Source organism: Trichococcus flocculiformis (assembly GCF_963662535.1).
Lineage (GTDB): Bacteria > Bacillota > Bacilli > Lactobacillales > Aerococcaceae > Trichococcus > Trichococcus flocculiformis.
In genome coordinates, this window is the sequence record NZ_OY759718.1 from 1,965,932 (window position 1) to 1,989,197 (window position 23,266).

The 23,266-nt window shown below is 45.1% G+C and carries 25 protein-coding genes and 1 other RNA gene; 6 read left to right on the plus strand and 20 right to left on the minus strand.

The window, feature by feature from the left end:
• Nucleotides 1–12 precede the first annotated feature (12 nt).
• The 6 genes from era to ACKPCD_RS09330 all read right to left on the minus strand — a co-directional run bounded on the left by era (nucleotide 13) and on the right by ACKPCD_RS09330 (nucleotide 3,798).
• Nucleotides 13–924, minus strand: a complete 912-nt coding sequence (era, locus tag ACKPCD_RS09305) for a GTPase Era (RefSeq protein WP_321433032.1) — start codon at nucleotides 922–924, stop codon at nucleotides 13–15.
• A 10-nt stretch (nucleotides 925–934) separates the two neighbouring features.
• Entirely contained in the window at nucleotides 935–1,360 is a 426-nt protein-coding gene (locus ACKPCD_RS09310) for a diacylglycerol kinase family protein (RefSeq protein WP_321433033.1), read from the minus strand.
• Complete coding sequence (gene ybeY / locus ACKPCD_RS09315; protein ID WP_086988102.1) at nucleotides 1,332–1,814, minus strand: rRNA maturation RNase YbeY; 483 nt, start codon at nucleotides 1,812–1,814, stop codon at nucleotides 1,332–1,334. Before ybeY ends, ACKPCD_RS09310 begins: the two co-directional genes overlap by 29 nt.
• A gap of 8 nt (nucleotides 1,815–1,822) precedes the next feature.
• Nucleotides 1,823–2,809: a PhoH family protein gene (locus ACKPCD_RS09320; RefSeq protein WP_321433034.1), complete on the minus strand. Its 987-nt coding sequence runs from the start codon at nucleotides 2,807–2,809 to the stop codon at nucleotides 1,823–1,825.
• 203 nt (nucleotides 2,810–3,012) lie between these two features.
• Nucleotides 3,013–3,186 (minus strand): 30S ribosomal protein S21, encoded by a 174-nt coding sequence (gene rpsU / locus ACKPCD_RS09325; protein ID WP_068559653.1) that lies wholly within the window; start codon nucleotides 3,184–3,186, stop codon nucleotides 3,013–3,015.
• 180 nt (nucleotides 3,187–3,366) lie between these two features.
• Entirely contained in the window at nucleotides 3,367–3,798 is a 432-nt protein-coding gene (locus ACKPCD_RS09330; RefSeq protein ID WP_143148176.1) for a Fur family transcriptional regulator, read from the minus strand.
• A gap of 92 nt (nucleotides 3,799–3,890) precedes the next feature.
• Between ACKPCD_RS09330 and ACKPCD_RS09335 the strand changes: the two genes are divergently transcribed.
• Nucleotides 3,891–4,727: a pyruvate, water dikinase regulatory protein gene (locus tag ACKPCD_RS09335; RefSeq protein WP_068559656.1), complete on the plus strand. Its 837-nt coding sequence runs from the start codon at nucleotides 3,891–3,893 to the stop codon at nucleotides 4,725–4,727.
• A gap of 72 nt (nucleotides 4,728–4,799) precedes the next feature.
• On the opposite strand, the gene ACKPCD_RS09340 is transcribed toward ACKPCD_RS09335, so the two are convergent.
• From ACKPCD_RS09340 to hisS, 5 genes are all read right to left on the minus strand, one after another.
• Nucleotides 4,800–5,645, minus strand: coding sequence for a TPM domain-containing protein (locus ACKPCD_RS09340; RefSeq protein ID WP_321433035.1), 846 nt, complete (start codon nucleotides 5,643–5,645; stop codon nucleotides 4,800–4,802).
• Nucleotides 5,646–5,673: 28 nt separating this feature from the next.
• Nucleotides 5,674–6,252 (minus strand): LemA family protein, encoded by a 579-nt coding sequence (locus ACKPCD_RS09345; RefSeq protein WP_068559660.1) that lies wholly within the window; start codon nucleotides 6,250–6,252, stop codon nucleotides 5,674–5,676.
• An 89-nt stretch (nucleotides 6,253–6,341) separates the two neighbouring features.
• Nucleotides 6,342–7,235, minus strand: a complete 894-nt coding sequence (locus tag ACKPCD_RS09350) for a deoxyribonuclease IV (protein WP_068559662.1) — start codon at nucleotides 7,233–7,235, stop codon at nucleotides 6,342–6,344.
• Between the two features lie 155 nt (nucleotides 7,236–7,390).
• Nucleotides 7,391–9,157 carry an aspartate--tRNA ligase gene (gene aspS, locus ACKPCD_RS09355; RefSeq protein WP_068559664.1) on the minus strand — a complete coding sequence of 589 codons (1,767 nt, stop codon included), beginning with the start codon at nucleotides 9,155–9,157 and terminating at the stop codon, nucleotides 7,391–7,393.
• Between the two features lie 24 nt (nucleotides 9,158–9,181).
• On the minus strand, nucleotides 9,182–10,504 hold the full coding sequence (gene hisS / locus ACKPCD_RS09360) for a histidine--tRNA ligase (RefSeq protein WP_068559833.1): 1,323 nt from the start codon (nucleotides 10,502–10,504) through the stop codon (nucleotides 9,182–9,184).
• Nucleotides 10,505–10,996: 492 nt separating this feature from the next.
• On the opposite strand from hisS, the gene ACKPCD_RS09365 reads away from it, so the two are divergent.
• On the plus strand, nucleotides 10,997–12,313 hold the full coding sequence (locus ACKPCD_RS09365) for an N-acetylmuramoyl-L-alanine amidase family protein (protein WP_321433036.1): 1,317 nt from the start codon (nucleotides 10,997–10,999) through the stop codon (nucleotides 12,311–12,313).
• Nucleotides 12,314–12,621: 308 nt separating this feature from the next.
• Here ACKPCD_RS09365 and dtd read toward each other — a convergent pair whose 3' ends face one another.
• The 6 genes from dtd to ACKPCD_RS09395 form a co-directional block, all read right to left on the minus strand.
• The gene (gene dtd, locus ACKPCD_RS09370; protein WP_086988052.1) at nucleotides 12,622–13,068 is read right to left on the minus strand and encodes a D-aminoacyl-tRNA deacylase; all 447 of its coding nucleotides are present in this window, start codon (nucleotides 13,066–13,068) and stop codon (nucleotides 12,622–12,624) included.
• A 26-nt stretch (nucleotides 13,069–13,094) separates the two neighbouring features.
• Nucleotides 13,095–15,305, minus strand: a complete 2,211-nt coding sequence (locus ACKPCD_RS09375) for a RelA/SpoT family protein (protein ID WP_321433037.1) — start codon at nucleotides 15,303–15,305, stop codon at nucleotides 13,095–13,097.
• A gap of 276 nt (nucleotides 15,306–15,581) precedes the next feature.
• On the minus strand, nucleotides 15,582–16,247 hold the full coding sequence (deoC, locus tag ACKPCD_RS09380; RefSeq protein ID WP_321433038.1) for a deoxyribose-phosphate aldolase: 666 nt from the start codon (nucleotides 16,245–16,247) through the stop codon (nucleotides 15,582–15,584).
• Nucleotides 16,240–17,016: a 16S rRNA (uracil(1498)-N(3))-methyltransferase gene (locus ACKPCD_RS09385; RefSeq protein WP_086988055.1), complete on the minus strand. Its 777-nt coding sequence runs from the start codon at nucleotides 17,014–17,016 to the stop codon at nucleotides 16,240–16,242. Before ACKPCD_RS09385 ends, deoC begins: the two co-directional genes overlap by 8 nt.
• Before the next feature lie 3 nt (nucleotides 17,017–17,019).
• Entirely contained in the window at nucleotides 17,020–17,970 is a 951-nt protein-coding gene (prmA, locus tag ACKPCD_RS09390; protein ID WP_068559675.1) for a 50S ribosomal protein L11 methyltransferase, read from the minus strand.
• 21 nt (nucleotides 17,971–17,991) lie between these two features.
• Nucleotides 17,992–18,474, minus strand: a complete 483-nt coding sequence (locus tag ACKPCD_RS09395) for a DUF3013 family protein (protein WP_086988056.1) — start codon at nucleotides 18,472–18,474, stop codon at nucleotides 17,992–17,994.
• A 227-nt stretch (nucleotides 18,475–18,701) separates the two neighbouring features.
• Here ACKPCD_RS09395 and ACKPCD_RS09400 point away from each other — a divergent pair, with 227 nt between their 5' ends.
• From ACKPCD_RS09400 to ACKPCD_RS09415, 4 genes are all read left to right on the plus strand, one after another.
• Complete coding sequence (locus ACKPCD_RS09400; protein WP_068559679.1) at nucleotides 18,702–19,076, plus strand: hypothetical protein; 375 nt, start codon at nucleotides 18,702–18,704, stop codon at nucleotides 19,074–19,076.
• Nucleotides 19,077–19,245: 169 nt separating this feature from the next.
• On the plus strand, nucleotides 19,246–19,587 hold the full coding sequence (gpsB, locus tag ACKPCD_RS09405; RefSeq protein WP_321433039.1) for a cell division regulator GpsB: 342 nt from the start codon (nucleotides 19,246–19,248) through the stop codon (nucleotides 19,585–19,587).
• Between the two features lie 18 nt (nucleotides 19,588–19,605).
• An RNA gene (gene rnpB / locus ACKPCD_RS09410) (RNase P RNA component class B) lies at nucleotides 19,606–19,971 on the plus strand.
• A 122-nt stretch (nucleotides 19,972–20,093) separates the two neighbouring features.
• A complete protein-coding gene (locus tag ACKPCD_RS09415) occupies nucleotides 20,094–21,266 on the plus strand; it encodes a THUMP domain-containing class I SAM-dependent RNA methyltransferase (protein WP_068559684.1) in 1,173 nt (390 codons plus the stop codon).
• 96 nt (nucleotides 21,267–21,362) lie between these two features.
• Here the strand turns inward: ACKPCD_RS09415 and ACKPCD_RS09420 are convergent, their stop codons facing one another.
• From ACKPCD_RS09420 to ACKPCD_RS09430, 3 genes are all read right to left on the minus strand, one after another.
• On the minus strand, nucleotides 21,363–21,773 hold the full coding sequence (locus tag ACKPCD_RS09420) for a ribonuclease HI family protein (protein ID WP_288925622.1): 411 nt from the start codon (nucleotides 21,771–21,773) through the stop codon (nucleotides 21,363–21,365).
• A 79-nt stretch (nucleotides 21,774–21,852) separates the two neighbouring features.
• On the minus strand, nucleotides 21,853–22,065 hold the full coding sequence (locus ACKPCD_RS09425) for a cold-shock protein (RefSeq protein ID WP_086988059.1): 213 nt from the start codon (nucleotides 22,063–22,065) through the stop codon (nucleotides 21,853–21,855).
• A 114-nt stretch (nucleotides 22,066–22,179) separates the two neighbouring features.
• The gene (locus tag ACKPCD_RS09430) at nucleotides 22,180–23,151 is read right to left on the minus strand and encodes a tetratricopeptide repeat protein (RefSeq protein WP_321433040.1); all 972 of its coding nucleotides are present in this window, start codon (nucleotides 23,149–23,151) and stop codon (nucleotides 22,180–22,182) included.
• Nucleotides 23,152–23,266: the final 115 nt, after the last annotated feature.

A 23,266-nucleotide genomic window follows, 5' to 3' on the forward strand; every position in this document is an offset into this window, starting at 1 on the left:
CGCACGAGCTGATCAATCGTAATCTTTTTGGCGGTAACCGTAGTCCTGCAGATAACTCTGTTTGTCGCGCCAATCTTTTTGGACTTTCACCCAAAGTTCGAGGTAGATCTTATCACCAAGCATCGCTTCGATATCGCGGCGTGCACGGACACCGATTTCTTTCAACATTTTCCCGCCTTTGCCGATGATGATGCCTTTCTGGCTAGCGCGATCGACGATGATGGTTGCGTGTACGTGCACTTTATCATCTTCATTGCGCAACATCGATTCCACGACGACTGCCACGGAATGCGGCACTTCTTCTTTGGTCAACTGCAGGATCTTTTCGCGGATGAATTCGGACACGACGAAGTATTCCGGATGATCCGTCACTTGATCGTCCGGATAGAATTGCGGTCCTTCCGGCATGTATTTTTTGATGGTGACCATCATTTCATCGACATTGTTCCCTTGAATGGCGGAAATCGGAATCACTTCATTAAATTCATTGTCTGACGTATAGTCCATAATGATTTTAAGCAATTCCTCCGGCTTGACCTGATCGATTTTGTTGATGACCAAGAATTTCGGCGTGCGCAGATTTTTGAGTTTCTCAAGGATAAAATTATCGCCCGCTCCTCTTTTTTCTGCCGCATTCACCATAAAGAGAACCAGGTCCACTTCATTGAACGTACTGTATGCGCTCTTCAGCATAAAATCGTTCAAACGCGTCTGCGGTTTGTGGATTCCGGGAGTGTCGATGAACACAATTTGGGAATCATCCGAAGTGACTACTCCTTGGATTTTGTTCCGTGTAGTTTGCGGGACATCGCTCATGATAGCGACCTTTTGACCGACAATACGGTTCAGTAGGGTAGATTTTCCTACGTTCGGTCTCCCGATGATGGAGACGAACCCAGATTTGAAACCTTCTTTTTTATTCATACAAAACTCCTCAAATTAACTTATAATATAATTCCAAAAACTCGGGCAAAAAAATGATAGCTGCAATAACAATGGTAAAGAGTACTGTAACCAAGACCGCTCCGGCAGCGATATCTTTTGCTTTCTTTGCCAGAGGATGATATTCGTAATCCGTAACCAAATCGACCACATTTTCAAATATCGTATTCAAAAATTCCATGATGATGACCAAAAATATGCAGAAGATGATCACGATCCATTCCGTTGTGCTCGATTCGAAAATCCATGCCAACAGAAGCGGTATCAAGCCCAACAAGGCATGGCTGCGCATATTCTTTTCTTCTTTGAGGATAATGCCGATGCCATCCAAAGCATGCCTAACTGAAGCGAAAAAATTTGGATTCTTGCCAACTTTCCCCATTTTTTCCTTACTCGTCTCTTTTAAGTCCATAAGCATCCAATATCTCTTTCTGAAGACCAAACATTTCCTTTTCGTCTTCCTCCGTCATGTGATCATAACCATTCAAATGCAGGAAACCATGCAAAGCAAGGAAACCCAGTTCTCTTTCGAAACTGTGACCATAGGACTCCGCTTGTTCAAGGGTCTTTTCGGTTGAAATGATGATATCGCCAATGTTGGTGGGGAACAATCCGGATATGCTTTCCATATTGATTGGGAAGTCATCATCCATGTCATCATTCAGCGCAAAGCTGATGACGTCCGTCGCTTGATCTTTGTTGCGGTATTCTCGATTGATCTCCTGGATACGATTGTTGTCCACAAACGTGATCGACAATTCGGTATCCGGTGCCAACTTCAAATACTCCCCCGCAAAGGAAATCAGGGAATGGACCAACTCCGTGTGCTCTTTTTGTACAGATTCGGTTTCATCAAAAATATCTATTTCCATATAATCGCTCACTTTTCTATGTTGTGTTTTGTTTCCTCTTTGACATCATATGCTTTGATGATGTTCGCAACGACCGGATGCCGCACGACATCATAGGTATCAAAGGTGACAAAAGCGATATCCGGGATGCCCTTAAGTTTCTTCTCGGCATCAATCAATCCTGACAGCGCCCCTTTCGGCAAATCGATTTGGGTCTTGTCACCGTTGACGATCATTTTTGAACCGAACCCGAGCCGCGTCAGGAACATCTTCATCTGTGCGACGGTCGTATTTTGAGCCTCATCAAGGATGATGAAGGCATCTTCCAGCGTCCGTCCACGCATATAAGCTAGCGGCGCAATTTCGATGACTCCCCTGTCCATCAAACGTGTGGTGTGCTCAACCCCGTAGATTGCATAAAGCGCATCATAGACCGGACGCAGATACGGGTCAACTTTTTCCTTCAGATCTCCGGGTAAAAATCCCAGATTTTCACCAGCTTCAACAGCTGGACGTGTCAGGATGATTTTTTTTACTTTACCGTTCTTCAGAGCCTCAACAGCCATCACTACGGCCAAGAACGTTTTCCCGGTCCCGGCAGGACCTATTCCGAAAACAACATCTTTATTCTTGACGGCTTGCACATATTGTCTTTGGCCGAAATTTTTTGCCCGGATAGGCTTGCCTGCGTATGATCTGCCTATTTCCTCTTCGTAAAGGTTAATAAAGAAGTCAAGGCTTCCGCGTTCCGACATTTTTATAGCTGTGACGATATCTGTTTGTGAAATAGGGATGCCGCGCGCTGACAGTTCCAATAGTTGCTTAATCAGGGAGCGGGCTCTGTCGACAGCTGGCCCTTCACCACTGATTTCAATTTTCATGCCGCGGCTTGTAATGGTCACATGCAGAGCATCTTCCAGCATCCTCAGATGCTTATCCTGCGATCCAAATAATTGAGGCAAGACGGATGCGTCCGTCACTTCAATTTTCTCTGTTTTATTCACTTTATCGGTCAAACAAGCTACACTCCTCTTTTTGGGGATTTTTTTCACTGCTCATTGCCTACATTATAACATAAAGCGGCAAGGCTTATGAAAGTATTTATCCCTCTTACGTTCAAGGTGATTCTGCAGAACGACAAAAAAATGGAATGATACGGAGATCATCCCATTCTTTATCGATAAGTCTCTAAGAATTTTAGAATGTGAGCATCTGACTGTTAGAATTTACGTTTTCTGGCAGCTTCAGATTTTTTCTTGCGTCTCACACTTGGCTTTTCATAAAATTCATGTTTACGAGCGTCTTGTAGAGTTCCAGTTTTTGAAACAGTACGTTTAAAGCGACGAAGAGCATCATCAAGAGATTCGTTTTTACGAACAACTGTTTTTGACATTAAATATTCCCTCCCTCCGAGCATTAAAAGTAACGTTTCCTTTTGAAAGTAAGTAATCAAAATGAAATTGTTCTTTTGATATTATATCATAGAAGAAAGCAATTGCAACGTTTTATTGTAAAACAACAATAGGATTTCTACCATCAGAATAAACCTGAGTTTTCTGTACTGACTTTCGCGCTATCCGGCAGTCAGACAGTTCTTGCAAACACCAAATATTTCGAAGCGATGCGAAGAAATCTGGCATCCTTCCAACTGTTGCTCGAAGAAATCCATCGGACACATCTGCAAAGCAATCGTCATTCCGCATTGTTGACAAATAAAGTGATGATGATGGTGTCCCTCGTGCAGACAAGTGATCCGGAAAAGTTTTTCGTTGTTCAATTCTGTTTCTTCCAAGATTCCAACTTCAACAAAAGTGTACAGATTGCGGTATATCGTATCATAGCTGAGTGTCGGATATTCCTCCTCCAAAGCCTGTAAAACTGCTTTTGCCGGAAGGTAGCGGTTCTCTTCCACAAAGACAGTAATGATATCTTCTCTTTTTTGAGTGTATTTATAACCGTGCTTTTTTAATCGCTGCAGTGCAATTGTTACGGTATCTACTGGCATCATTTTCCCTCCCGACTCTATCATTTTCAAATTGACTATAGTATATTATTAGTGAGAATGCAATGATTAAGATTCAGGAAGGACGAAATTATATGGAACAACAAGAGCAACAGGACCTACATTTTGTCATTATATCCGATTCAGTGGGAGATACGGCCAGGAAAGTCCTTCAGGCAGTCTTGGCGCAATTCCCATCACTGACAGTTCATATGTATCACTATCCGTTCATCAGAAAAATGAAGGATCTGGAGCCAGTATTGGAAGAGGCCAAAGAGCTGAAAGCATTTGTCATCCATACTTTGGTCGTCGAAAATTTGAGTGAGTTCACAGACGATTTCTGCGAAGCAGAGAATTTGCCTTGCTATAACATACTGAAAGACTTGGTCAAGGATATTTCCAAAGCAACGGGACAACTGCCACTCAAGAGGGCGGGCGCTTTGCACCGTCTGGACGACGAATATTTCAACCGGATCAGCGCTATCGAATTCGCTGTCAAATATGATGACGGGAAAGATCCAAAAGGCTTTTTGGATGCGGATCTCGTCCTGCTGGGCGTTTCGCGTACTTCAAAAACCCCACTTTCCATGTTTTTGGCAAACAAAAACATCAAAGTAGCAAACTTGCCGATTATGCCGGAAGCCTCAGTGCCCGAAGAGATTTGGCAAGTGGATCCGAAGAAAATCGTCGGATTGACCAATGATGCCGAGGTGTTGAATAATTTCCGAAAAGAACGGATGATCGCCTACGGATTATCGCCTGAAACCATCTATTCGGACATGGATCGTATCCGGGCTGAATTGGAATATGCGTATGATTTGTACAACAAATTGGGTTGCATTGTCATCAATGTATCCAAACGTTCTATAGAAGAAACAGCCGCGATCATCATGAGCAGCATCGAAATCTCCGATACAACCATCATTCCGTAAAACCAAAAGAAGAGAACCCGTTGATTCATTCGGGCCCTCTTCTTTTTTCTATTTTGCAGCCGGGCAGTTTGGTCAGAACCCTCTGCTGGATCCACCGCCTCCGGAAGAACCGCCGCCTCCGAAGCCGCCACCACCACCAAATCCACCGCCTCCAAATCCGCCTCCGCCATATCCGCCACGATGATTGTTACCGCGGTAACTGCTCCCGCCGCCTCCACTAAGAAGCAACCACCACAACGGGTTCATTCCACCACCACGTCCACCGCGACCGCCTCTGCCACCAAAAAAGAAGGACAACAGCAAAAGAATAAACAGGAATTGGATAAGGGATGCGAAGAACGACGAATCATCCTCCACATATTGCGTCGTATTGACAGGATAACCGGAGAAAATCACTTCATCATCATATTGATACTCCTGATTGATGACAACTGCCGCCTCCGTAAAGATTTCTTTCAGGCCACCATCGAAATCATTGGCCGAAAGATACTGCAGATGATTATCCAGAATTCTGCCCGTTCTACTGTCCGTCAGGGCACCTTCCAGACCATACCCGATTTCGAAGCGGATTTCCCTTTCTTCCAGAGCCAACAAAATCAGTACACCATTGTCAGCATCCGCTTGACCGATTTTCCATTTTTCAAACAGATCGACAGAATACTCCTCGATTGTCTCGCCTTCCAGTGAATCAACCACTGCCACGACAACCTGAGGTTTCTCCTCGGTCAATTCGTACTGCTCATTCACACTCATGATGAATGTTTTTGTTTCTTCGGAGAGCGTACCGCTTGGATCATAGACATAAAATTCGCTAGTCGGATCTGGTAACTCCTGCGCGTTTTTGGATGGTGCGAACATCATCGAAAAGAAGAATGCTCCCAAAACCAAAAGTAGTTGCCATCGCACCTTTTTTCTCATTTGAAACAAAGCATCCTCAACCCCTCAATTATTCGTCATCTGTATTCAGATCTACACTAGGTGCGGTTTCAGCGCCGCTGACTGCTTCAAAATAAGATTTTTCATCAAATCCGAAAAGTCCGGCCATGAGCGACCCAGGGAAGCGTTTGACTTTGTTGTTGTATTGTTGCACAGATTCGTTGTATCGATCCCTTTCGACAGAAATTCTGTTTTCTGTGCCCGCCAACTCATCCATCAAAGCCGTCACCTGCTCATTCGATTTCAATTCCGGATAGTTCTCGACAATCACCAACAGACGCGATAGTGCAGATTCCATTTCGTTGCTGGCGGCAACCTGTTCTTCGGTCGTTTGGGCACTGCCGATTCTGGCACGGGCATCAGCGATTGCGCCGAACACTTCCTGTTCCTGTTCCATGGCTCCTTTTACTGATTCCACCAAGTTGGGGATCAGATCATAACGTCTTTGGAGCTTGGTTTCCACATTCGCCCATTGCACATCGACATTGCTTTCCTCAGTCACCAAACCATTATAAGAGCTGATCAATGGCACTCCCAACAACAACACTGCAATAAAAACACCAATTAAGCCTTTCAACCAACCTTTCATCTTCCCATCTCCTTCATTCATTTATTTTGTGCTTGTATATAATTATCCCTGATTCCAGACAAAACCGCATCCATCCAAAGATGTATTTCTTACTGGTTCAATATGTCTTCTAATAAGCCCGGATTGAATGTCTGCGACTTCAGCATATCCAATTCGAATCTGTAAGGCGCCTTTTTGTTCTTTTTGTCCTCGCCCACGAACGGCGTTTCCAATATTTTCGGCAAATCCTGCAGTTGCGGATGGTGAACGATTTTATTCAGAGTTTCGAAGCCGATGGTGCCGAACCCGATATTCGCATGTCTGTCTTTGTGGGCCCCTCTCTCGTTTTTTGAGTCGTTGACATGAATCATTTTCAAACGTTCCAGGCCGATGATGCGGTCGAATTCTTCCAACACACCATCGAAGTCCTCTTTGACGTTATAGCCCGCATCATTCGTATGGCACGTATCCAACGTCACCGAAAGTTTGTCGTTATGGACTACCCCATCCATGATGGCAGCCAGCTCTTCAAACGTCCGGCCGATCTCTGTGCCTTTTCCGGCCATCGTTTCCAATGCAATCTGCGCTGTCTGACTAGGCTCCAGCACTTCATTCAAGCCCTTGATGATCTGTTTGATGCCTATCTCAGAACCTGCGCCGACATGCGAACCTGGATGCAACGTGATTTGTTTTGCACCAAGCGCTTGAGCCCGCACGATTTCTTCGCGCAAAAATCCGATCGCAAATTCAAAATGATCCGGTTTCGTTGTATTCGCCAAATTGATGATGTAGGGTGCATGGACGACCAACTCGACCAGACCATGCTTCGCCATATAATCCATTCCTTCCGGAATATTCATCTCATCGACACTTTTTCTCCGGGTATTCTGCGGAGCGCCTGTGTAAATCATAAATACCGAAGAACCGTATGACGCTGCCTCCTCTGCTGAACCCAACAGCATTTTTTTGCCGCCCATAGAAACATGTGAACCTATCTTTAACATATCTTCACCCTTTTATTGTGTATTATCCTAAAAAGCAATTCCGCCTAATCCAAAGCAACAGACGAAAAAAACAGCCTTATGATACGATTATTGTATCATAAGGCCTGTTTTCATTACCATCAGATGCTCTTTTTAGTTCAATCGCTAATCCAAGGTTAGTCCAAAGAGGCGATTTTCAGGCTCAATTCTTTCAACTGAGCTGCGCTTACTTCGCTTGGGGCGTTCGTCATCGGGTCGAAAGCTTTTCCGTTTTTAGGGAACGCAATCACTTCGCGGATGTTCGATTCACCAGCCAACAACATGACCAAACGATCCAACCCTAAAGCGATGCCCCCATGAGGTGGGAACCCGTAATCGAATGCATCCATCAAGAAACCGAACTCCTCTTCAGCCTCTTCTTTACTGAAGCCAAGTGCCGCAAACATCTGCTCCTGTACTTCTCTTGTGTGGATACGCAACGAGCCTCCGCCGATCTCATAACCGTTCAGGACGATATCATAGGCTTGCGCATAAACTTCTTCCGGATGTTCGGCTAATTTGCTAAGATCTTCATCATTCGGACGAGTGAATGGGTGGTGCATTGCAGTGTAACGTTTTGCGTCCGCATCGTACTCAAGCAATGGCCAATCCACAACCCAAACGAAAGCGAATTGGGATTTGTCGATCAGATCAAGATCGCGGCCAAACTTCAGACGCAACTCTCCAAGCGCTTGATAGACGATTTCTTTTTTATCAGCAACAAACACAAGCAAGTCTCCAGGCTCAGCATCCATCAGTCTGATCAATTCATCGCTGTCTTCGGTAAAGAATTTCGCCACGGCGCCTTTCAATCCATCTTCTTCGACTTTCATCCAAGCCATGCCTTTTGCGCCGTATTGTTTGGCGTACTCGATCAGGTTATCCATGTCTTTGCGTGAATAAGCATCGGCTTTACCTTTAACGTTCAAGCCACGGACTTGTCCGCCGCTTTCACTTGTTGCTTTGAATACGTTGAATGAAGAAGTTTTCGCAAATTCGTTCATGTCGATCAGTTCCAACGCGAAACGAGTATCCGGCTTGTCACTGCCGAAACGGTTCATCGCCTCATCATAGGAGATGCGAGGGAATGGAGCCGGAATATCTTTGCCCAGAACGTCCTTCATGACTTTTTGAAGCATGTTTTCGGTAATTTCCTGAATCTCCTCAGCAGAAAGGAAACTTGTTTCGATATCCACTTGCGTAAATTCTGGCTGTCTGTCACCGCGCAAATCTTCATCGCGGAAGCAACGAACGATCTGGTAATAGCGGTCAAATCCAGCGCCCATCAGCATCTGTTTGAACAGTTGCGGCGATTGTGGCAGTGCGTAAAATTCGCCTTGGTGGACACGGGATGGAACGATATAGTCACGCGCACCTTCCGGAGTCGATTTCGTCAAATATGGTGTTTCGATATCCATAAAATTCAAGTCATCCAAATAATTACGGACAGTACGCGTCGTTTGATGGCGAATTTTCATGTTGTTCATCATTTTGTCTCTTCTTAAGTCAATGTAACGGTATTTCATGCGCAGTTCATCCGATACGTTCAGATCGCCTTCGATATAGAACGGCGGTGTTTTTGCTTTCGCCAAAATTTCCACGGATTCCGCTTCAATTTCGATCGTTCCTGTACCGATATTCGGATTAATTTGATTTTCTTCACGTAGGACTACTTTCCCTTTGACTTGCAGGACATATTCTCCACGGATCGTTTCTGCAATACGGAAGGCTTCTTCGCTGAATTCCGTGTTGAAAACGACTTGGACGATGCCTTCACGGTCACGCAGATGGATAAAGATCAATCCACCCAAGTCCCTTCTTTTGTTTACCCAACCATTGGCGACGACAGTCTGCCCAACCGATGCTTCTGTCAATAATCCGCAATACTCTGTTCTTCTTTCCATTTTCACTACCCTCTTCTGTATTTTCTAGTCTTCTTTTCCAAAAAATTCATTAAAAGCCGTCATATCGGCTGTCTGTGTTTTGTACACTTTATCGAAATCAGCATAAATTTCAGCCAATGATAAAGTCTGTTCTTTGCCGGTTGACATCACTTTGAATTGCACCTGTTTGTTATTCAATTCATTCTCGCCGATTGTCAGGACCACTTTGGCTCCATTTTTCGTAGCGGTTTTGAATTGGGCTTTGGCTTTGCGGTCATGGAAGTCTCGATCCGCCGAATACCCTGCTTGGCGCGCATTTTGGACCAATTTCAAGGTTTCGATGTTCGTAGCTTCTCCCAGACCGACCACATAAACATCCAACTCGGATAATTTTGGCACATCGACTTGCTGGTCCTTGATCAAAAGGATCAGCCTTTCCAAGCCCATTCCGAAGCCAAATCCAGGAACCTCCGGCCCGCCGATTTCCTGAACCAAGCCATCATAGCGGCCACCGCCGCAGATGGTCGTTTCGGCTCCGAAGACTGCGGACGAAGTCATAATTTCAAAGATAGTGTCTTGGTAATAGTCGAGTCCGCGGACCATATTGCTGTTGATAGTGAACGGAATTTCCAATGCCTGAAGCATTTCCTGAACCGCCTCAAAATGTTTCCTTGAATCATCCGACAAGAACTCCAAGATGCTTGGTGCCTGGGCAACGATTTCCTTGTCGCGCTTGTCTTTGCTGTCCAACACGCGCAACGGATTCTTATGTAAACGAGTCTGGGAATCTTTGCTCAGTTCATCATGGAACGGTTCTAGGTAGGCGATCAGCGCTTCGCGGTATCTGATCCGGTCTTCAGTTTTCCCCAAAGAATTGATGACCAATTTCAGATCGCTCAATTCCAATTCCTTCAGTATATCCCATGCCAATGCCATTGTTTCGACATCGGTCGCCGGATTCACGCTTCCGAAAACTTCCACACCTAATTGGTGGAATTGTCGCATTCTTCCGCCTTGTGGTCTTTCGTAGCGGAACATCGGGCTGATGTAATAGACTTTCAGCGGTTTTGGATGTTCAGGACCGAACAGTTTGTTCTCAACATAAGCCCTAACCACCGGGGCTGTTCCTTCCGGTTTCAATGCGATATGGCGTTCGCCTTTGTCGAAGAAATCATACATTTCTTTCGATACGATATCGCTCGTATCGCCAACGCCTCTGGAAAACAACTCATAGCTTTCAAACATCGGCGTGCGGATTTCCGAAAATTGATAGTCATGCAATAAGATTCGGGCTGTCTCTTCCACATATTGCCAAATTTCTGCTTCCTGCAAAAATATGTCAGCAGTCCCTTTTGGTTTTTGTATCATTTTTATAACCATTCCTTTCGCTTCATACTGTTTTTTGTCTGAAAAAAAGCAAAAAAATAGCCCTCTTTCCATCATGGAAAAGGACGATTAGTCAGACGTGGTGCCACCTTTATTCGAAAGCATAGCTTTCCTTTAACGAGTAACGTTCGTGGCGTAATAGCTTTTCACTATTAATCCTCCAACCTGTCTTTCAAATAAACGTTTGGGAGTGCTCTCAGCCGCGGCAATCCTCTCTGAATCAAACCAATCTATTCTACTTCGATCTTCACTGGACATTTATAATTTCCTTAACGATACAAGATAAGCTTCGAATTGTCAATACTGTTTTCATCATATTTTCATCTTGATGTACTTCCCCCCTGTCCAGATACAGCACAACTTTATAATTTCTGAAAAGGCTTTGCATTGGATAACGTATCTTTGCTATAATGATAGAAGAATTGAACAATTTTTGTAAATTTTATGCATCCCAAACCAGAAAGGAGACAATCAGTGAAAACTATCGGAAAAAATAGACATCTGTTCTTCTTGATGCTTGTTTTGCTATTTGTTGGATTGGGCTCCTTCGGTACGGTAGCATTAGCCAACTATACTTCGGTCAGCATCTCCGCCAGCATCGTAAACGTCCGGTCCGGTCCGGGCTTATCTTACGATATTATGACGCAAATACAAGGCGGATCCTCTGTCAACGTTTTAGCGGATAAGAACGAATGGTATAAAGTCCGGTTATCGGATGGAAGAATCGGTTGGGTAGCAAGCTGGCTGATCAACAATACCGAAATCGCGGCAACCTCCGAATTGCTGGCAACGGTCCTTGTACCCTCCGCCAATATCCGGCAGGAGAACAATGAAACATCTGAAGTCGTCGGAACGGCTATTGCAGGTGAAAAATTCGCCCTATTATACGAAGAAAACGGTTGGAGCCAAATCCAATACAACAACAAAGTTGCTTGGATTTTGTCTGAGCTGATCGAAATTTCACCAGGCAGCATTCAGTTGGCGCCAGAAACAGTCGATACCACTGCCGTTGTTGCAGACGACACTAATCCGAAAGTGATCATCACGATGGATGGCGTAAATGTCCGCAGCAGTGCTTCGACAGGCAGCGATATCCTGTTCATTGCCGAAAAAGGCGAAGAGTACGAACTGATCAGCGAATCCGGTGATTTCTATAAGATCCTATATGAGGTAAACAAGGAAGGTTACGTCGCCTCCTGGTTGGTGGAAACATCCGAATCACTCGGTGCGCCAGTCACTGCGTCATCGACCACCACGCTTGCAGAAGCGACAATCGTGATTGATCCGGGCCACGGAGGAGAAGATCCGGGTGCGGAAGGTACTTATATTTATGAGAAGGAAGTCACACTCAAAACCGCTCAAGCTGTGGCGGAAAAATTACGCAGTGCCGGAGCCAACGTCATATTGACGCGCACCTCGGACATCTATGTCACTTTGGAAGATCGCGCAGAAATGAGTAATGTCAACAATGCTGATTTATTCATCAGTCTACATTACGACTCCACCGCAAGCGGTACTTCAGCGACTGGCTTTACGACTTATTATTACGCAGATGAGGATATCCCGTTAGCCAATCTGGTCGATAATCACCTGACTGACACCTTGCCGTTGCAGGACAACGGATCCAAGTTCGGAGATTTCCTGGTTACACGCGAAAATGATCAGCCGGCCTTGCTGTTGGAGCTTGGCTATATGAACAACGAATCCGACGTCAAGACCTTCAATTCCGACTACTATCGCTCGCTGGTGGCAGAAAGCATCTACCAAGCATTGACCGAATATTTCCAATAAGAAAGCGGAACGGGTTCGTTCAGCCCTGAGTAAGGAAACACTGTGACCTAATCGGTCAAGTATATCATGCCTCTAAGCGATTGAAATCGCAAGAGTCATGACAATTTAGGAAATCGTGCCGACTGAGCATCGTAGAGCGCAATATGCTAAGAGACTTCCTGCATCAGCAGGTTAGTCGAATAGTATCCTTGGCTCGCAGAGACAAGAGGTTCCTTATTCTTCTTTCCGAAGGGCTAACCCGTGAAGCTAGCCATCAAAATAACAGAGTCTGCAGCTTGAACCGCCAATGGTTCAAGCTGCAGACTCTGTTATTTATTTTTGGAATCGATGATTATGGTTACAGGTCCATCGTTGACCAAAGAAACCGCCATGTGCGCCCCGAACTTACCGGACGCCACTGAGAATCCTTCAGCTCTTAACCGTTCATTGAACTCTTGATAGAGCGCCTCGCCGGTTTCGGGGGCGGCCGCATTGATGAAGCTTGGACGATTGCCTTTTTTGGTATCAGCGAATAAAGTGAACTGGGATATGGAAAGAATGTCTCCACCCACATCCTTCAAAGAACGGTTCATTTTCCCCTCTTCGTCCTCGAAAACCCTGAGATTCGCAACTTTACGAGCAATGTAGCACACATCTTCTTGCGCATCCTCCTTACCGATACCGACCAAAAGCATGAAGCCTTTACCAATTTCTCCTATGATTTCCCCACCGACCAAGACGGCTGCTTCCGTCACTTTCTGCACAACTACACGCATATATTCCCTCTATTCACTTTGATTAATCAGGATATGACCCTTCTGACTGTGTACACATCCGGAATATTTTTTATTTTATCAACGATTTTGTCCAGTTGACTCAAATTCTGAATTCCAATTTTCAACGTAATGACCGCAATCTTATTGCTGTCGACTTTCCCGTTGACGCTGCTGAGATTTTTGGTCATTGTGTTCACCACATGCAGAATTTCATTCAAGAGGCCGGAGCGATTATAGCCTTCTACTGTCAACTCGGTTTCGTAATCGATAGTGGACGTGCCGGTATCCTCCCATTCGACTTCAATCAGCCGATTGCCATGTTCTCCCGATACCTGCACATTCGGGCAATCTTTCCTGTGGACTGAGATGCCGCGCCCTTTTGTGATGTATCCGACAATTTCATCTCCTGGGACCGGATTGCAGCAGTGGCTGATGCGGATGAGCAGATTATCTACACCTTGAATGACTACACCGCCCTCGTGGCGGATCTTCATTTTAGGGTTGTCTTTTTTCGTTTTTTGCTCGATTGTGTCCAACTGTTGTTCCGCTTTGTGTTTGTCCCGCTCCCGGCGTGCTTTCTCGGTCAAACGGTTGGATACAATAAACGCGGACAATTCACCGAACCCGATGGCTGCATACAGATCATCCTCTGAATTGACATTGAAGCGATTCAATAAATCTTTGATTGCTTGTTTCGTCAGGAATTCTTTTGGTGAAAATTCCATTTCCGTCAGTTGTTTTTCCAGCATATCGCGGCCTTTGATGACGTGTTCATCACGGTCCTGCAGCTTGAAGTAGCGTTTGATTTTGTTTTTTGCCTTACTGGTAGAAACCAAGTTGACCCAGTCCCTGCTCGGACCGAATGAGTTCGGTGATGTCATCACTTCGATGATATCGCCATTCTGCAGTTTGTAGTTCAAAGGGACAATCTTGCCATTGACTTTTGCCCCAATGGTTTTATGTCCGATTTCAGTATGGATATTATAGGCGAAATCCAAAGGGCCGGCACCCGATGGCAATTCGACGACATCGCCTTTCGGAGTGAAGACATAAACCTTGTCCTTGAAGATATCCTCCTTGACGCTTTCGACGAACTCACTAGCGTTCTTGGAATCATCCTGCAAGTCGATCAGATCACGGAACCAATCGATCTGATGGGGCATCTTATCGGGATCGATTTTTTTGGTGATACCCTCTTTGTATGCCCAGTGAGCCGCAACCCCGTACTCCGCGACTTGGTGCATTTCGATTGTCCGGATTTGGATTTCGACTGGCGTTCCTTGTGTCCCGATAACTGTCGTATGCAGCGACTGATACATATTCGCCTTAGGCATGGCGATATAGTCTTTGAACCGACCCGGCATCGGTTTCCATTTTGTATGAATAGCACCCAAAACGGCATAACAGTCTTTGATGGAATGGACGATGACGCGGATAGCCAAAAGATCATAGATTTCCGTGAATTGTTTCTTTTGGTCCTTCATTTTCCGATAAATGGAGTTGATATGCTTCGGCCTGCCGTAGATGTCGGCCTCAATCTCTAATTCATCGATTGAGTCTTTGATTTTGTTGATCGTGTCCTTGATGTAGAGCTCCCGTTCATCGCGTTTGCTGTTCATCAAGTGAACAATCCGGTAATATTGCTGTGGATTCAAATACCTGAGCGACGTATCCTCCAATTCCCATTTGATCCGGTTCATCCCCAGGCGGTGGGCCAAGGGTGCATATATCTCCAAAGTCTCATTTGAGATGGTCCGTTGTTTTTCTGGCTTGTGATATTTCAATGTCCGCATATTGTGCAATCTGTCCGCTAGTTTCACCATGATGATCCGTAAATCCTTCGCCATGGCCATCAACATTTTGCGGTGGTTTTCAGCCTGTTGCTCTTCATGCGACTTGTATTCGATTTTCCCTAACTTGGTAACGCCATCCACCAGAATGGCGACGGTTTTGGAGAATTCCCGTTCGATATCATCCAAAGTAAATTCTGTATCTTCCACAACATCATGCAAAAATCCCGTTGCGATCGTTTCTGGATCTAATTTCAAATCTGCCAATATCGCTGCGACTTGAGTCGGATGAACGAAGTATTCCTCACCGGACTTCCGCATCTGTCCGCTATGAGCCTCCCGGGCAAAATCACACGCTTTTTGGACAAATGCCACGTGGGTTTCATTCATATATTCCGCGCATAGCTGCACAACCTCTTCAGGTGAATAGGTTTTGATTTTCGGCATGTTGTCACTCCTGACTCTTTAAGATTATGTATTTCCTTACTGCAGTTCCATTCTCAGACGGAACCAATACCGAACATACGCTGTTCCGTAAATAAAAAAATGAATATTTCCTTTTATTATACTTTAAATCGGAACGATGCGCCATCAACAATTATCCTCGGTTCACGAGCTTTATGCACTATAAAAAACCTTGAAGGACAGCTTCATAAAAAAAGCAGTCATTCAAGGTTCCTTGATCATTTAATTATTCGGATGCAAACGGAGCACCCCATGCATTTATCTGACCGCAAGCCAACCTTCGACGATTTTCTTGCCACTGGAAGTGCCCAAACGAGTCGCGCCGGCTGCAATGAAAGCCAAGGCGTCTTCGTACGTGCGCACTCCACCGCTTGCTTTCACATCCATCACGGGACCGACAGTTTTACGCATCAGTGCGATATCTTCCAAAGTTGCACCACCTGTTGAAAAGCCGGTGGATGTCTTGACAAAGTCGGCACCAGCCTTTTGGGCCAACTGGCAAGCGATGACTTTTTCATCATCGGTCAACAGACAGGTCTCAATGATGACCTTCAGGATCGCTTTGCCTTTTACGGCTTCGACCAAAGCTGCGATTTCATGTTCGACAGTCTGATAATCGCCATCCTTCAAAGCGCCAATGTTGATGACCATATCGACTTCATCAGCACCGTTCTGGACCGCCTGTTTCGCTTCGAAAGTCTTCACTTCAGCCGTATTGGCACCATGCGGAAACCCAACAACCGTACAGACAAGCACATCCGAGCCGGTCAGGAAAGCTTCCACCTTTTTGACCCAGTAGGGTTGCACGCAGACAGACTTGAAGTCATATTCCCTCGCCTCTTCGCAAAGGGCTTTGATTTCCTCCTCTGTCGCATCTTGTCTTAATAATGTGTGATCGATATACTTGTTTAATTTTTCAACCATTTTTATCCGCTCCTTTTCTTAATTCCATTTCATAGGATACTGCCGCCAACGCATATAAAGGGGCTGTTTCGGCCCGCAAAATCCTCGGTCCCAAAGCACAGCTCTTATGACCGGCTTGTCTGAACGCCGCCAGTTCTTCCGGCGCTAATCCGCCTTCAGGACCAAATACAAACAACAAAGAATCGCCTGGTTCAAGATTTCCCAGTGTGTTCACCAAGATGCTGCCCTCACCGACCTTTGCATCCTCTTCATAGGCAATCAATACTTTACTGTATTTTTCCGCTTCCGCCAACAACTCTTTGAGGTTGTGCACAGGATGCACAAAAGGCTCTTTTTGGCGGTGCGATTGCTCCGCGGCCTCTCTCGCAATTTTCTGCAGACGCTGCTGTTTTTTTGCGCTTTTGTCCGCTGTCCACTTCACAACCGCATTTTTTGCTGCGAAAGGCAGGAAGGCTGCCGCGCCCAACTCTGTACCCTTCTGTACGATATATTCCAGCTTGTCGCCCTTCGGCAAACCGCAGGCAATCGTAATCTTGACCGGAAGTTCCGTTGAACGGTCTTCATCAGCCACCCATTTCAAACTGACCGTATTTGCGGATATGTCAATGAGCTCCGCAACGAACGAAATGCCTGAATTGTCGGCCAAATATACTTGCTCCCCCTGCTTCATGCGCATCACATGCACCATATGGTGATGGAAATCATCCGACAAAATGATCGGCTGCGTTTGATAATCTCTTGTCAGCGGCGGAATGATGTATCGTTGCATGCTTCAATCCTCCAGGTTTTTAGTGCAGATCAGGCAAACCCAATCTTTCATTTGCTTTTCTTGTTCGATCTCAAAGCCATTGCTGATCAAAGCAGCGATCAGTTCCGCTTTCTTCGATTCGATGATGCCCGAAAGGATGAAATAGCCATCATCCTTAAGATTCTTGTAGGCATCAGGAAGCAACAGCAGAAGAATTTCCGCCAAGATATTCGCAACGATGATGTCCGCTTCTTGATCAGCGATCCCTACCAACAGGTTGTTCTCTTTGACGATGACGTCCGAAGCATAAGCATTATAAGCAATGTTCTCTTTGGAGACGCGTGTTGCGATTTCGTCGATATCGTAGGCATAGACAGTGTCTGCGCCCATTGCCTTGGCTGCGATGCTCAAAACGCCCGATCCGGTACCAACATCGATCACTTTTTCGCCGCCCCGCATCACTGCTTCGAGTGCTTCGATGGACAGACGCGTGGTTGGATGCGTGCCGGTACCGAAGGCCATGCCTGGATCCAATTGAATCAGCATTTCTTTTTCATCTTCAGGTGTGTATTCTTCCCAATAAGGTACAATCGTCAAAAAGCGGGTCAAGCGAATCGGATGGAAATATTCTTTCCAAGAGTTTTCCCAATCCTCTTCCTTCACTTCGTTGATCTGCAGCTCATTCCTCCCGATTTTTAGATCGATCTTTTCCAGTTCCGCCAGCTGTTCTTTGATGAACAACACAGTGTCCTGAAAACCTGCGTTGTTCGGATAATAAGCCATGATATAAACGGCATGCCCTTCTTCAGGCAACGCACGTTCCTCCTTTATTTGCCCGAAACCGTCGTCCTGAAGATTGACGAAGTCCAATTCGTCATCTATGGCGACACCTTTCGCACCAGCTTCCATCAATATATTCGATACAGCCTCAACTGCTTCGGTAGCAGTCACAACCTTCACTTCATTCCATTCCATTTACATTCACCTTTCCTACCATCAAGGATAACGATAATACGTTTCATCAAATCTTCCTAATTCCTTCAGTGTTTCGATTGTCTGCATAAAATTCAGCTCATTCCAATGCAATTCGAAGCTGGACTCACCCTCGTCTTTCAGAAAATCCCTGAGTTTAGTGTTTGCTTCTCCGACCGTCAAGCGAATATTCTTAACGACCGCTTCCGCCAATCCTCCCTGAATCCCTTTTTTCCGATCGAATGGGATACCCGTTAAATACTCCTCCGTTTTGATTTTTGAAGACGCGCGATCATAAAACAAAACAGAATCTTCAAAAATGAACCGATCTTCGTGATTCGAGTGGCCAAATATGTCAGAAATACTATTGTCTGGAGGATAACTGACTTCTAATAATAACACAATTTCGACTGTATGGAACGGTTTATGCCACTCCAATCGCCATTCACAAGGCAAGTGTTGTTCTTCCAGTTCCTCGTGGAGTTTGTCGATCATACTTTTGTTCATTCTCTTCCTCCTCGTGCCCTCATTTCGGCTGATCTTTACTGGCTCTGTGCCGCCTCCGGATGATGCTCTCCATCCATTGTAGCAAATAATGAGAAAAAGATATATTCCGGGCTATGCATCAGCAAATTATTTTAGTGAAAATCAGCCCCGGATTATTGAGGGAACGATTTCTAAAAGATCCGGTTTATGATATATTTAGTCTAGGCAAAAAGTTGGAGGGATATTTCATGACAGAACACTCAGAGATCAGACAATCCATCGATTACTTGGTCGCGCGCATCGCACGTGATTACCAAAAAGAAGAATACAAAGACTGCTTAAAAATCCAGATTCCGTTCGGTCGTAGGGCTGAAATACTTTTGGCTGACGATTACCTCACTCCGGATGAAAAAATCATTTTTGAGGATGGTATCGATCCGGCCATAAAAAGCGAACTCTTCAAAGAGGTCCTGCAAGCTAAAACGGATAAGGTCTTCAAGAGTTTTCTATTGGAGATATTCGGCAAGCAGCCGGTTCTTAATGAAAATTTATCCATCACAACCACTAAATCGGGCGACAAGCAATACATCATCATCAATTTTCAAGGAGCCTTGCCATATTAAGCTTTCCATTTACGCAGAGGCTTTATGATCCGCGGCTGAAGCAAGAAAAAATTAAGTTGAGTTTATGCGAAAAGCCTGATATGATGTTGATTAGAATATTTGCTTATTAATATTACTTTTTTATGCTATACTGTTTAGGTAACAAGGACAACTAACGAGGTGTGCAAATATGGCAGATAAAAATCTAACAACTAAAGATATTCTGCAAAAAGAATTCAAAAGCGCTATGAGAGGCTATAATGTTGCAGAAGTCGATGAATATCTGGATATGATCATAAGAGATTATGAATCTTATCAAAAAGATCTTTCTTATCTTCAAAGCGAAAATGAACGTTTGATGAGCCGTGTGGATGAGTTGACGAAGCAAGCAGTTTTAGCTAAGCCGACCCAATCGAATATATCATCAGTCGGCAGCGGTGTAACGAATTTTGATATTCTGAAACGCCTTTCCAACTTGGAGAAACATGTATTCGGTTCAAAATTGGATGAAACCAACGAAGAAGCAAACTAGCATCAATAGACATTTGTAAATTTCGGGTAATTGCGGTCTCCTTCATGGAGGCTGAGGAAAGTCCATGCTCGCACAAGCTGAGATGCTTGTAGTGTTCGTGCTTAGCGAAACAATAAGCTAAGGCAATCGAGAGATTGACGGCAGAAAAAATGGCTAAGGGCTCTGCCTATGCCTGAGTATTCTTGAAAGTGCCACAGTGACGAAGCAGACGGGGAAACCTTTCTGGTGGAACGCGGTAAACCCCTCGAGCGAGCAACCCAAACTTTGGTAGGGGCACTCTTTCCAAGGAAATGAACGAGGGAAAGAGGCAGAAATGCAGATAGATAATTACCTCCGCCATCAGAGGCCTGGCTCCGATGGCGTGACAGAACATGGCTTACAGAAATTTACAAATCAGGCTTTTTTTCTTCAAAAAGAATACGATCGAGGATGGGACAAGCTAATTTTTGTCCCATTTTTCGTGCATTACCCGGCAATTTCTAAGGCAAAACAATAAGGAGCACTAAATGAAAACTTATCAACTAATGGCTACGGCCGCAAGCGGCATCGAAGCCATCACCGGCAATGAGCTGAAAAAAATGGGCTACAATGTCCAAGTAGAGAACGGCAAGGCCTACTTCACCGGTACGGAAGCGGACATCATCACCACCAACCTGTGGCTGCGCACCGCTGACCGCATCAAAATCGTTTTCGGCAAATTCGAAGCAAAAACCTTCGATGATCTTTTCGAGCAAACGAAAGCTTTGCCGTGGGAACAAATCCTACCGATGGATGCAGAATTCCCTGTTTCCGGCAAATCACAAAAATCGACCTTGTACAGTGTCCCCGATTGCCAAGCGATCGTAAAGAAGGCCATCGTCAACCGTCTGAGCGAATACTATCACCGTCGTACCCGTTTGCCTGAATCCGGCGCACTTTATCCGATTGAAGTGGCCATCAACAAGGATGAAGTGATCCTGACGATTGACACAAGCGGTTCCAGTCTTTTCAAACGCGGTTACCGTTCCGAAAAAGGTGGCGCACCATTGAAGGAAAATATGGCGGCCGCTTTGGTGATGTTGACCAATTGGTTCCCTGATCGCCCCTTCTATGATCCGACTTGCGGTTCCGGCACGATTCCGATTGAAGCAGCTCTTATCGGCTTGAATATCGCGCCTGGTTTGAAGCGCTCATTCCCTTCCGAAGAGTGGAACATTTTCGAAGAAGGTATGTGGGATCGTATCCGCAATGAAGCCAAAGCTGCCGCGAATTTCGATGTGAAGTTGGATATCGGCGGTTCGGACATCGATCCACATGTCATCGCCATCGCGAAGAGCAATGCCGAGAAAGCAGGCGTTGCGGATTATGTCACTTTCAAACAGTTGGCTTTGGCCGACTTCACGACTACCAAGGAATACGGCACAATTGTCTGCAACCCGCCCTACGGTGAGCGTCTTTCCGATCAGGAAGAGATCGAGATACTCTACAAAGAGATGGGCCAAGTTTTCCGCCCATTGAAGACATGGAGCAAGTACATTCTGACGAGCGAATTGCTTTTCGAAGAATTTTACGGCGAAAGAGCTACGAAAAAACGCAAACTCTACAACGGCAGATTGCGTACCGATCTGTTCCAATATTGGGGAACGCGCCCACCTAGAGTCAAAAAAGAACTTGATGCCAGCGAAACCAAAGAAAAATAATTTTTTCAAATAAATAAAGCAGTCCGGACTCCTCGCTGATGCGGGTTCGTCCGGACTGCTTTATTTTTTCATATTCCCGAAAAATCTCAAGCTTGCTCATTTGTTCTTTTTGGTGAGCTGATAGAGTGCTTTTTTTGCGAGATTATCGGCTCCTTTATTTTCCTTTTCCGGAATCCATTCCAAGTAAAAATTCGTGAACGCAGCCAATTCCTGCAAGGTCTCTTCCAGATACAATTTGTGTTCCGTTTTTTTTGTATACTTTTTCCTGATCGACTCGGCAACAAGTTTGCTGTCCGTATAACAAAAAATGAGTTGGTCTTGTTTGTTTTGCGCTTTCAGGTGGCGCAAGCCATGCAGAAGCGCTTCGAATTCAGCCCGATGATTATCCATCCTGCCCTCTAAAGGCAGGCCTATTTGCTCTTGTACACCGTCCTCAACGATCAAAATCCCAATGGCAGCATACCCTTCTTTTCCGGTGGCCGCCCCATCCACAAATAATTTTATCAAATGTTCCACATCCCAAAAAACAAAGGTGAAAGAAAATCCTGAACGGATTCTCCTCACCTCTGCGGTTTACTGTACTTGTTTATGATTCTGCCACGACGATCACATTAGTGGCTTGTGGTCCTCTTACGCCTTCAGCGATATCAAACTGAACGCGTTGCCCTTCTTCAAGTCTTTTGAAGCCTTCTCCAGCTATACCGGTAAAATGTACGAAGATGTCGTCATCCTGTTGGTCGAATTCAATAAAACCATACCCTTTATCATTATTGAACCACTTTACTTTGCCAAATTCCATTGTACATCCTCCTTAAACACTCAATTCTTTGGAACTGCTTTCACAAAGACGGGTTACCCCCATTATAGAGAGGAATCCCTATAGAGTCAATTATTCTGATAGCTTCATTGGCACTTATTCAAAAAAACCAAAAAATTCGGCCAGCTTATTTTCCAATTGATCAATTTCATCGCGGATTTTATTTTCGCTCGGCTCGCCCGTCGATCCGATCCCATTGTAAATGCGGTAGACCACCTCCAACCACTCCGAAACGGACGGTATGGTCCTGGCTTCGAACGGATAAAGAAGGGACAACTGCATGAAAAAGGCATTTTCCATGGCATCTGCCACAGTCGGATTTTTATTGGCGATTTCTTCACGGATATACGCCATTCCTTCTTTGTACGTCTTTGACTCGATCAAGGGGACCAATCCAGCCAGGTCCAATTTTTCTTCGCTTCCGTCCAACCTGACAGCTACCGTCGGATGGAGCCCACGCGCAAGAAATTGATGAATGATCTCTGTTTTGAGCATCCGATGGAGATTATTATTCATGAGTAAGCGTTGCGCTATCTTGCCGAATTGGTCATCCTCCAATTCCTTCAATTGTTGCGCGTATGTCTGCTGCTTGTGGAACGGTTGCGTATCGATGTTTTTTTCAGCTTGGAGGATTTCTGAACTTCTTTTTAGTTTTCTTTCCAAATTCTTCAGTTCAGCTTTCTCGACTTCAGCCTCCAATTGCTCCAAAGCAAATTGATGTTCCATCGAAAGCCCGAAAGTATTTTTGCGTGCTTCGATTTGTTCACGAGCCATGTCGAATGATCCGGAATGCAATAAGCCTTTCAAGTAAAGGAAATCAATATCGTCGACCGAAATGGCGGAAGCAATATCCGGACGCATTTCGGTTATCATCTCCAGGCACTTCTCTGTTTGATTAGTCTCTTGCAACAACATGAGGTACAGCGGGAGCATATCGTCCGTCTTTTTGATGGCAACAGCCTTGCCGATCCATTCTTCCGCAAGCTGCAGATTCCCCTCTTCAAATGCCAATAGTCCCTTTTTCAAGTATCCTTCGTAATTTAATGGAAAAATAATTTTATCTCCCATTTCCATCACCCCAATCTACGCTGATTTTCCTGTTAGGTCATTATAACACAAAAGCGAACGCGAAAAAAACCGCCCCGCACAGCTGCTGCTGTGTGGGCGGTCCATAATCGTTCAT

Bases quoted from the DNA above. Each gene is read 5' to 3' on its own strand.
- era (WP_321433032.1), bottom strand. From the start codon at position 924: ATGAATAAAAAAGAAGGTTTCAAATCTGGGTTCGTCTCCATCATCGGG.
- ACKPCD_RS09310 (WP_321433033.1), bottom strand. From the start codon at position 1,360: ATGCTTATGGACTTAAAAGAGACGAGTAAGGAAAAAATGGGGAAAGTT.
- ybeY (WP_086988102.1), bottom strand. From the start codon at position 1,814: ATGGAAATAGATATTTTTGATGAAACCGAATCTGTACAAAAAGAGCAC.
- rpsU (WP_068559653.1), bottom strand. From the start codon at position 3,186: ATGTCAAAAACAGTTGTTCGTAAAAACGAATCTCTTGATGATGCTCTT.
- ACKPCD_RS09330 (WP_143148176.1), bottom strand. From the start codon at position 3,798: ATGCCAGTAGATACCGTAACAATTGCACTGCAGCGATTAAAAAAGCAC.
- ACKPCD_RS09335 (WP_068559656.1), top strand. From the start codon at position 3,891: ATGGAACAACAAGAGCAACAGGACCTACATTTTGTCATTATATCCGAT.
- ACKPCD_RS09340 (WP_321433035.1), bottom strand. From the start codon at position 5,645: ATGAGAAAAAAGGTGCGATGGCAACTACTTTTGGTTTTGGGAGCATTC.
- ACKPCD_RS09345 (WP_068559660.1), bottom strand. From the start codon at position 6,252: ATGAAAGGTTGGTTGAAAGGCTTAATTGGTGTTTTTATTGCAGTGTTG.
- ACKPCD_RS09350 (WP_068559662.1), bottom strand. From the start codon at position 7,235: ATGTTAAAGATAGGTTCACATGTTTCTATGGGCGGCAAAAAAATGCTG.
- aspS (WP_068559664.1), bottom strand. From the start codon at position 9,157: ATGGAAAGAAGAACAGAGTATTGCGGATTATTGACAGAAGCATCGGTT.
- hisS (WP_068559833.1), bottom strand. From the start codon at position 10,504: ATGATACAAAAACCAAAAGGGACTGCTGACATATTTTTGCAGGAAGCA.
- dtd (WP_086988052.1), bottom strand. From the start codon at position 13,068: ATGCGTGTAGTTGTGCAGAAAGTGACGGAAGCAGCCGTCTTGGTCGGT.
- ACKPCD_RS09375 (WP_321433037.1), bottom strand. From the start codon at position 15,305: ATGCCGAAAATCAAAACCTATTCACCTGAAGAGGTTGTGCAGCTATGC.
- deoC (WP_321433038.1), bottom strand. From the start codon at position 16,247: ATGGTTGAAAAATTAAACAAGTATATCGATCACACATTATTAAGACAA.
- ACKPCD_RS09385 (WP_086988055.1), bottom strand. From the start codon at position 17,016: ATGCAACGATACATCATTCCGCCGCTGACAAGAGATTATCAAACGCAG.
- prmA (WP_068559675.1), bottom strand. From the start codon at position 17,970: ATGGAATGGAATGAAGTGAAGGTTGTGACTGCTACCGAAGCAGTTGAG.
- ACKPCD_RS09395 (WP_086988056.1), bottom strand. From the start codon at position 18,474: ATGAACAAAAGTATGATCGACAAACTCCACGAGGAACTGGAAGAACAA.
- ACKPCD_RS09400 (WP_068559679.1), top strand. From the start codon at position 18,702: ATGACAGAACACTCAGAGATCAGACAATCCATCGATTACTTGGTCGCG.
- gpsB (WP_321433039.1), top strand. From the start codon at position 19,246: ATGGCAGATAAAAATCTAACAACTAAAGATATTCTGCAAAAAGAATTC.
- ACKPCD_RS09415 (WP_068559684.1), top strand. From the start codon at position 20,094: ATGAAAACTTATCAACTAATGGCTACGGCCGCAAGCGGCATCGAAGCC.
- ACKPCD_RS09425 (WP_086988059.1), bottom strand. From the start codon at position 22,065: ATGGAATTTGGCAAAGTAAAGTGGTTCAATAATGATAAAGGGTATGGT.
- ACKPCD_RS09430 (WP_321433040.1), bottom strand. From the start codon at position 23,151: ATGGGAGATAAAATTATTTTTCCATTAAATTACGAAGGATACTTGAAA.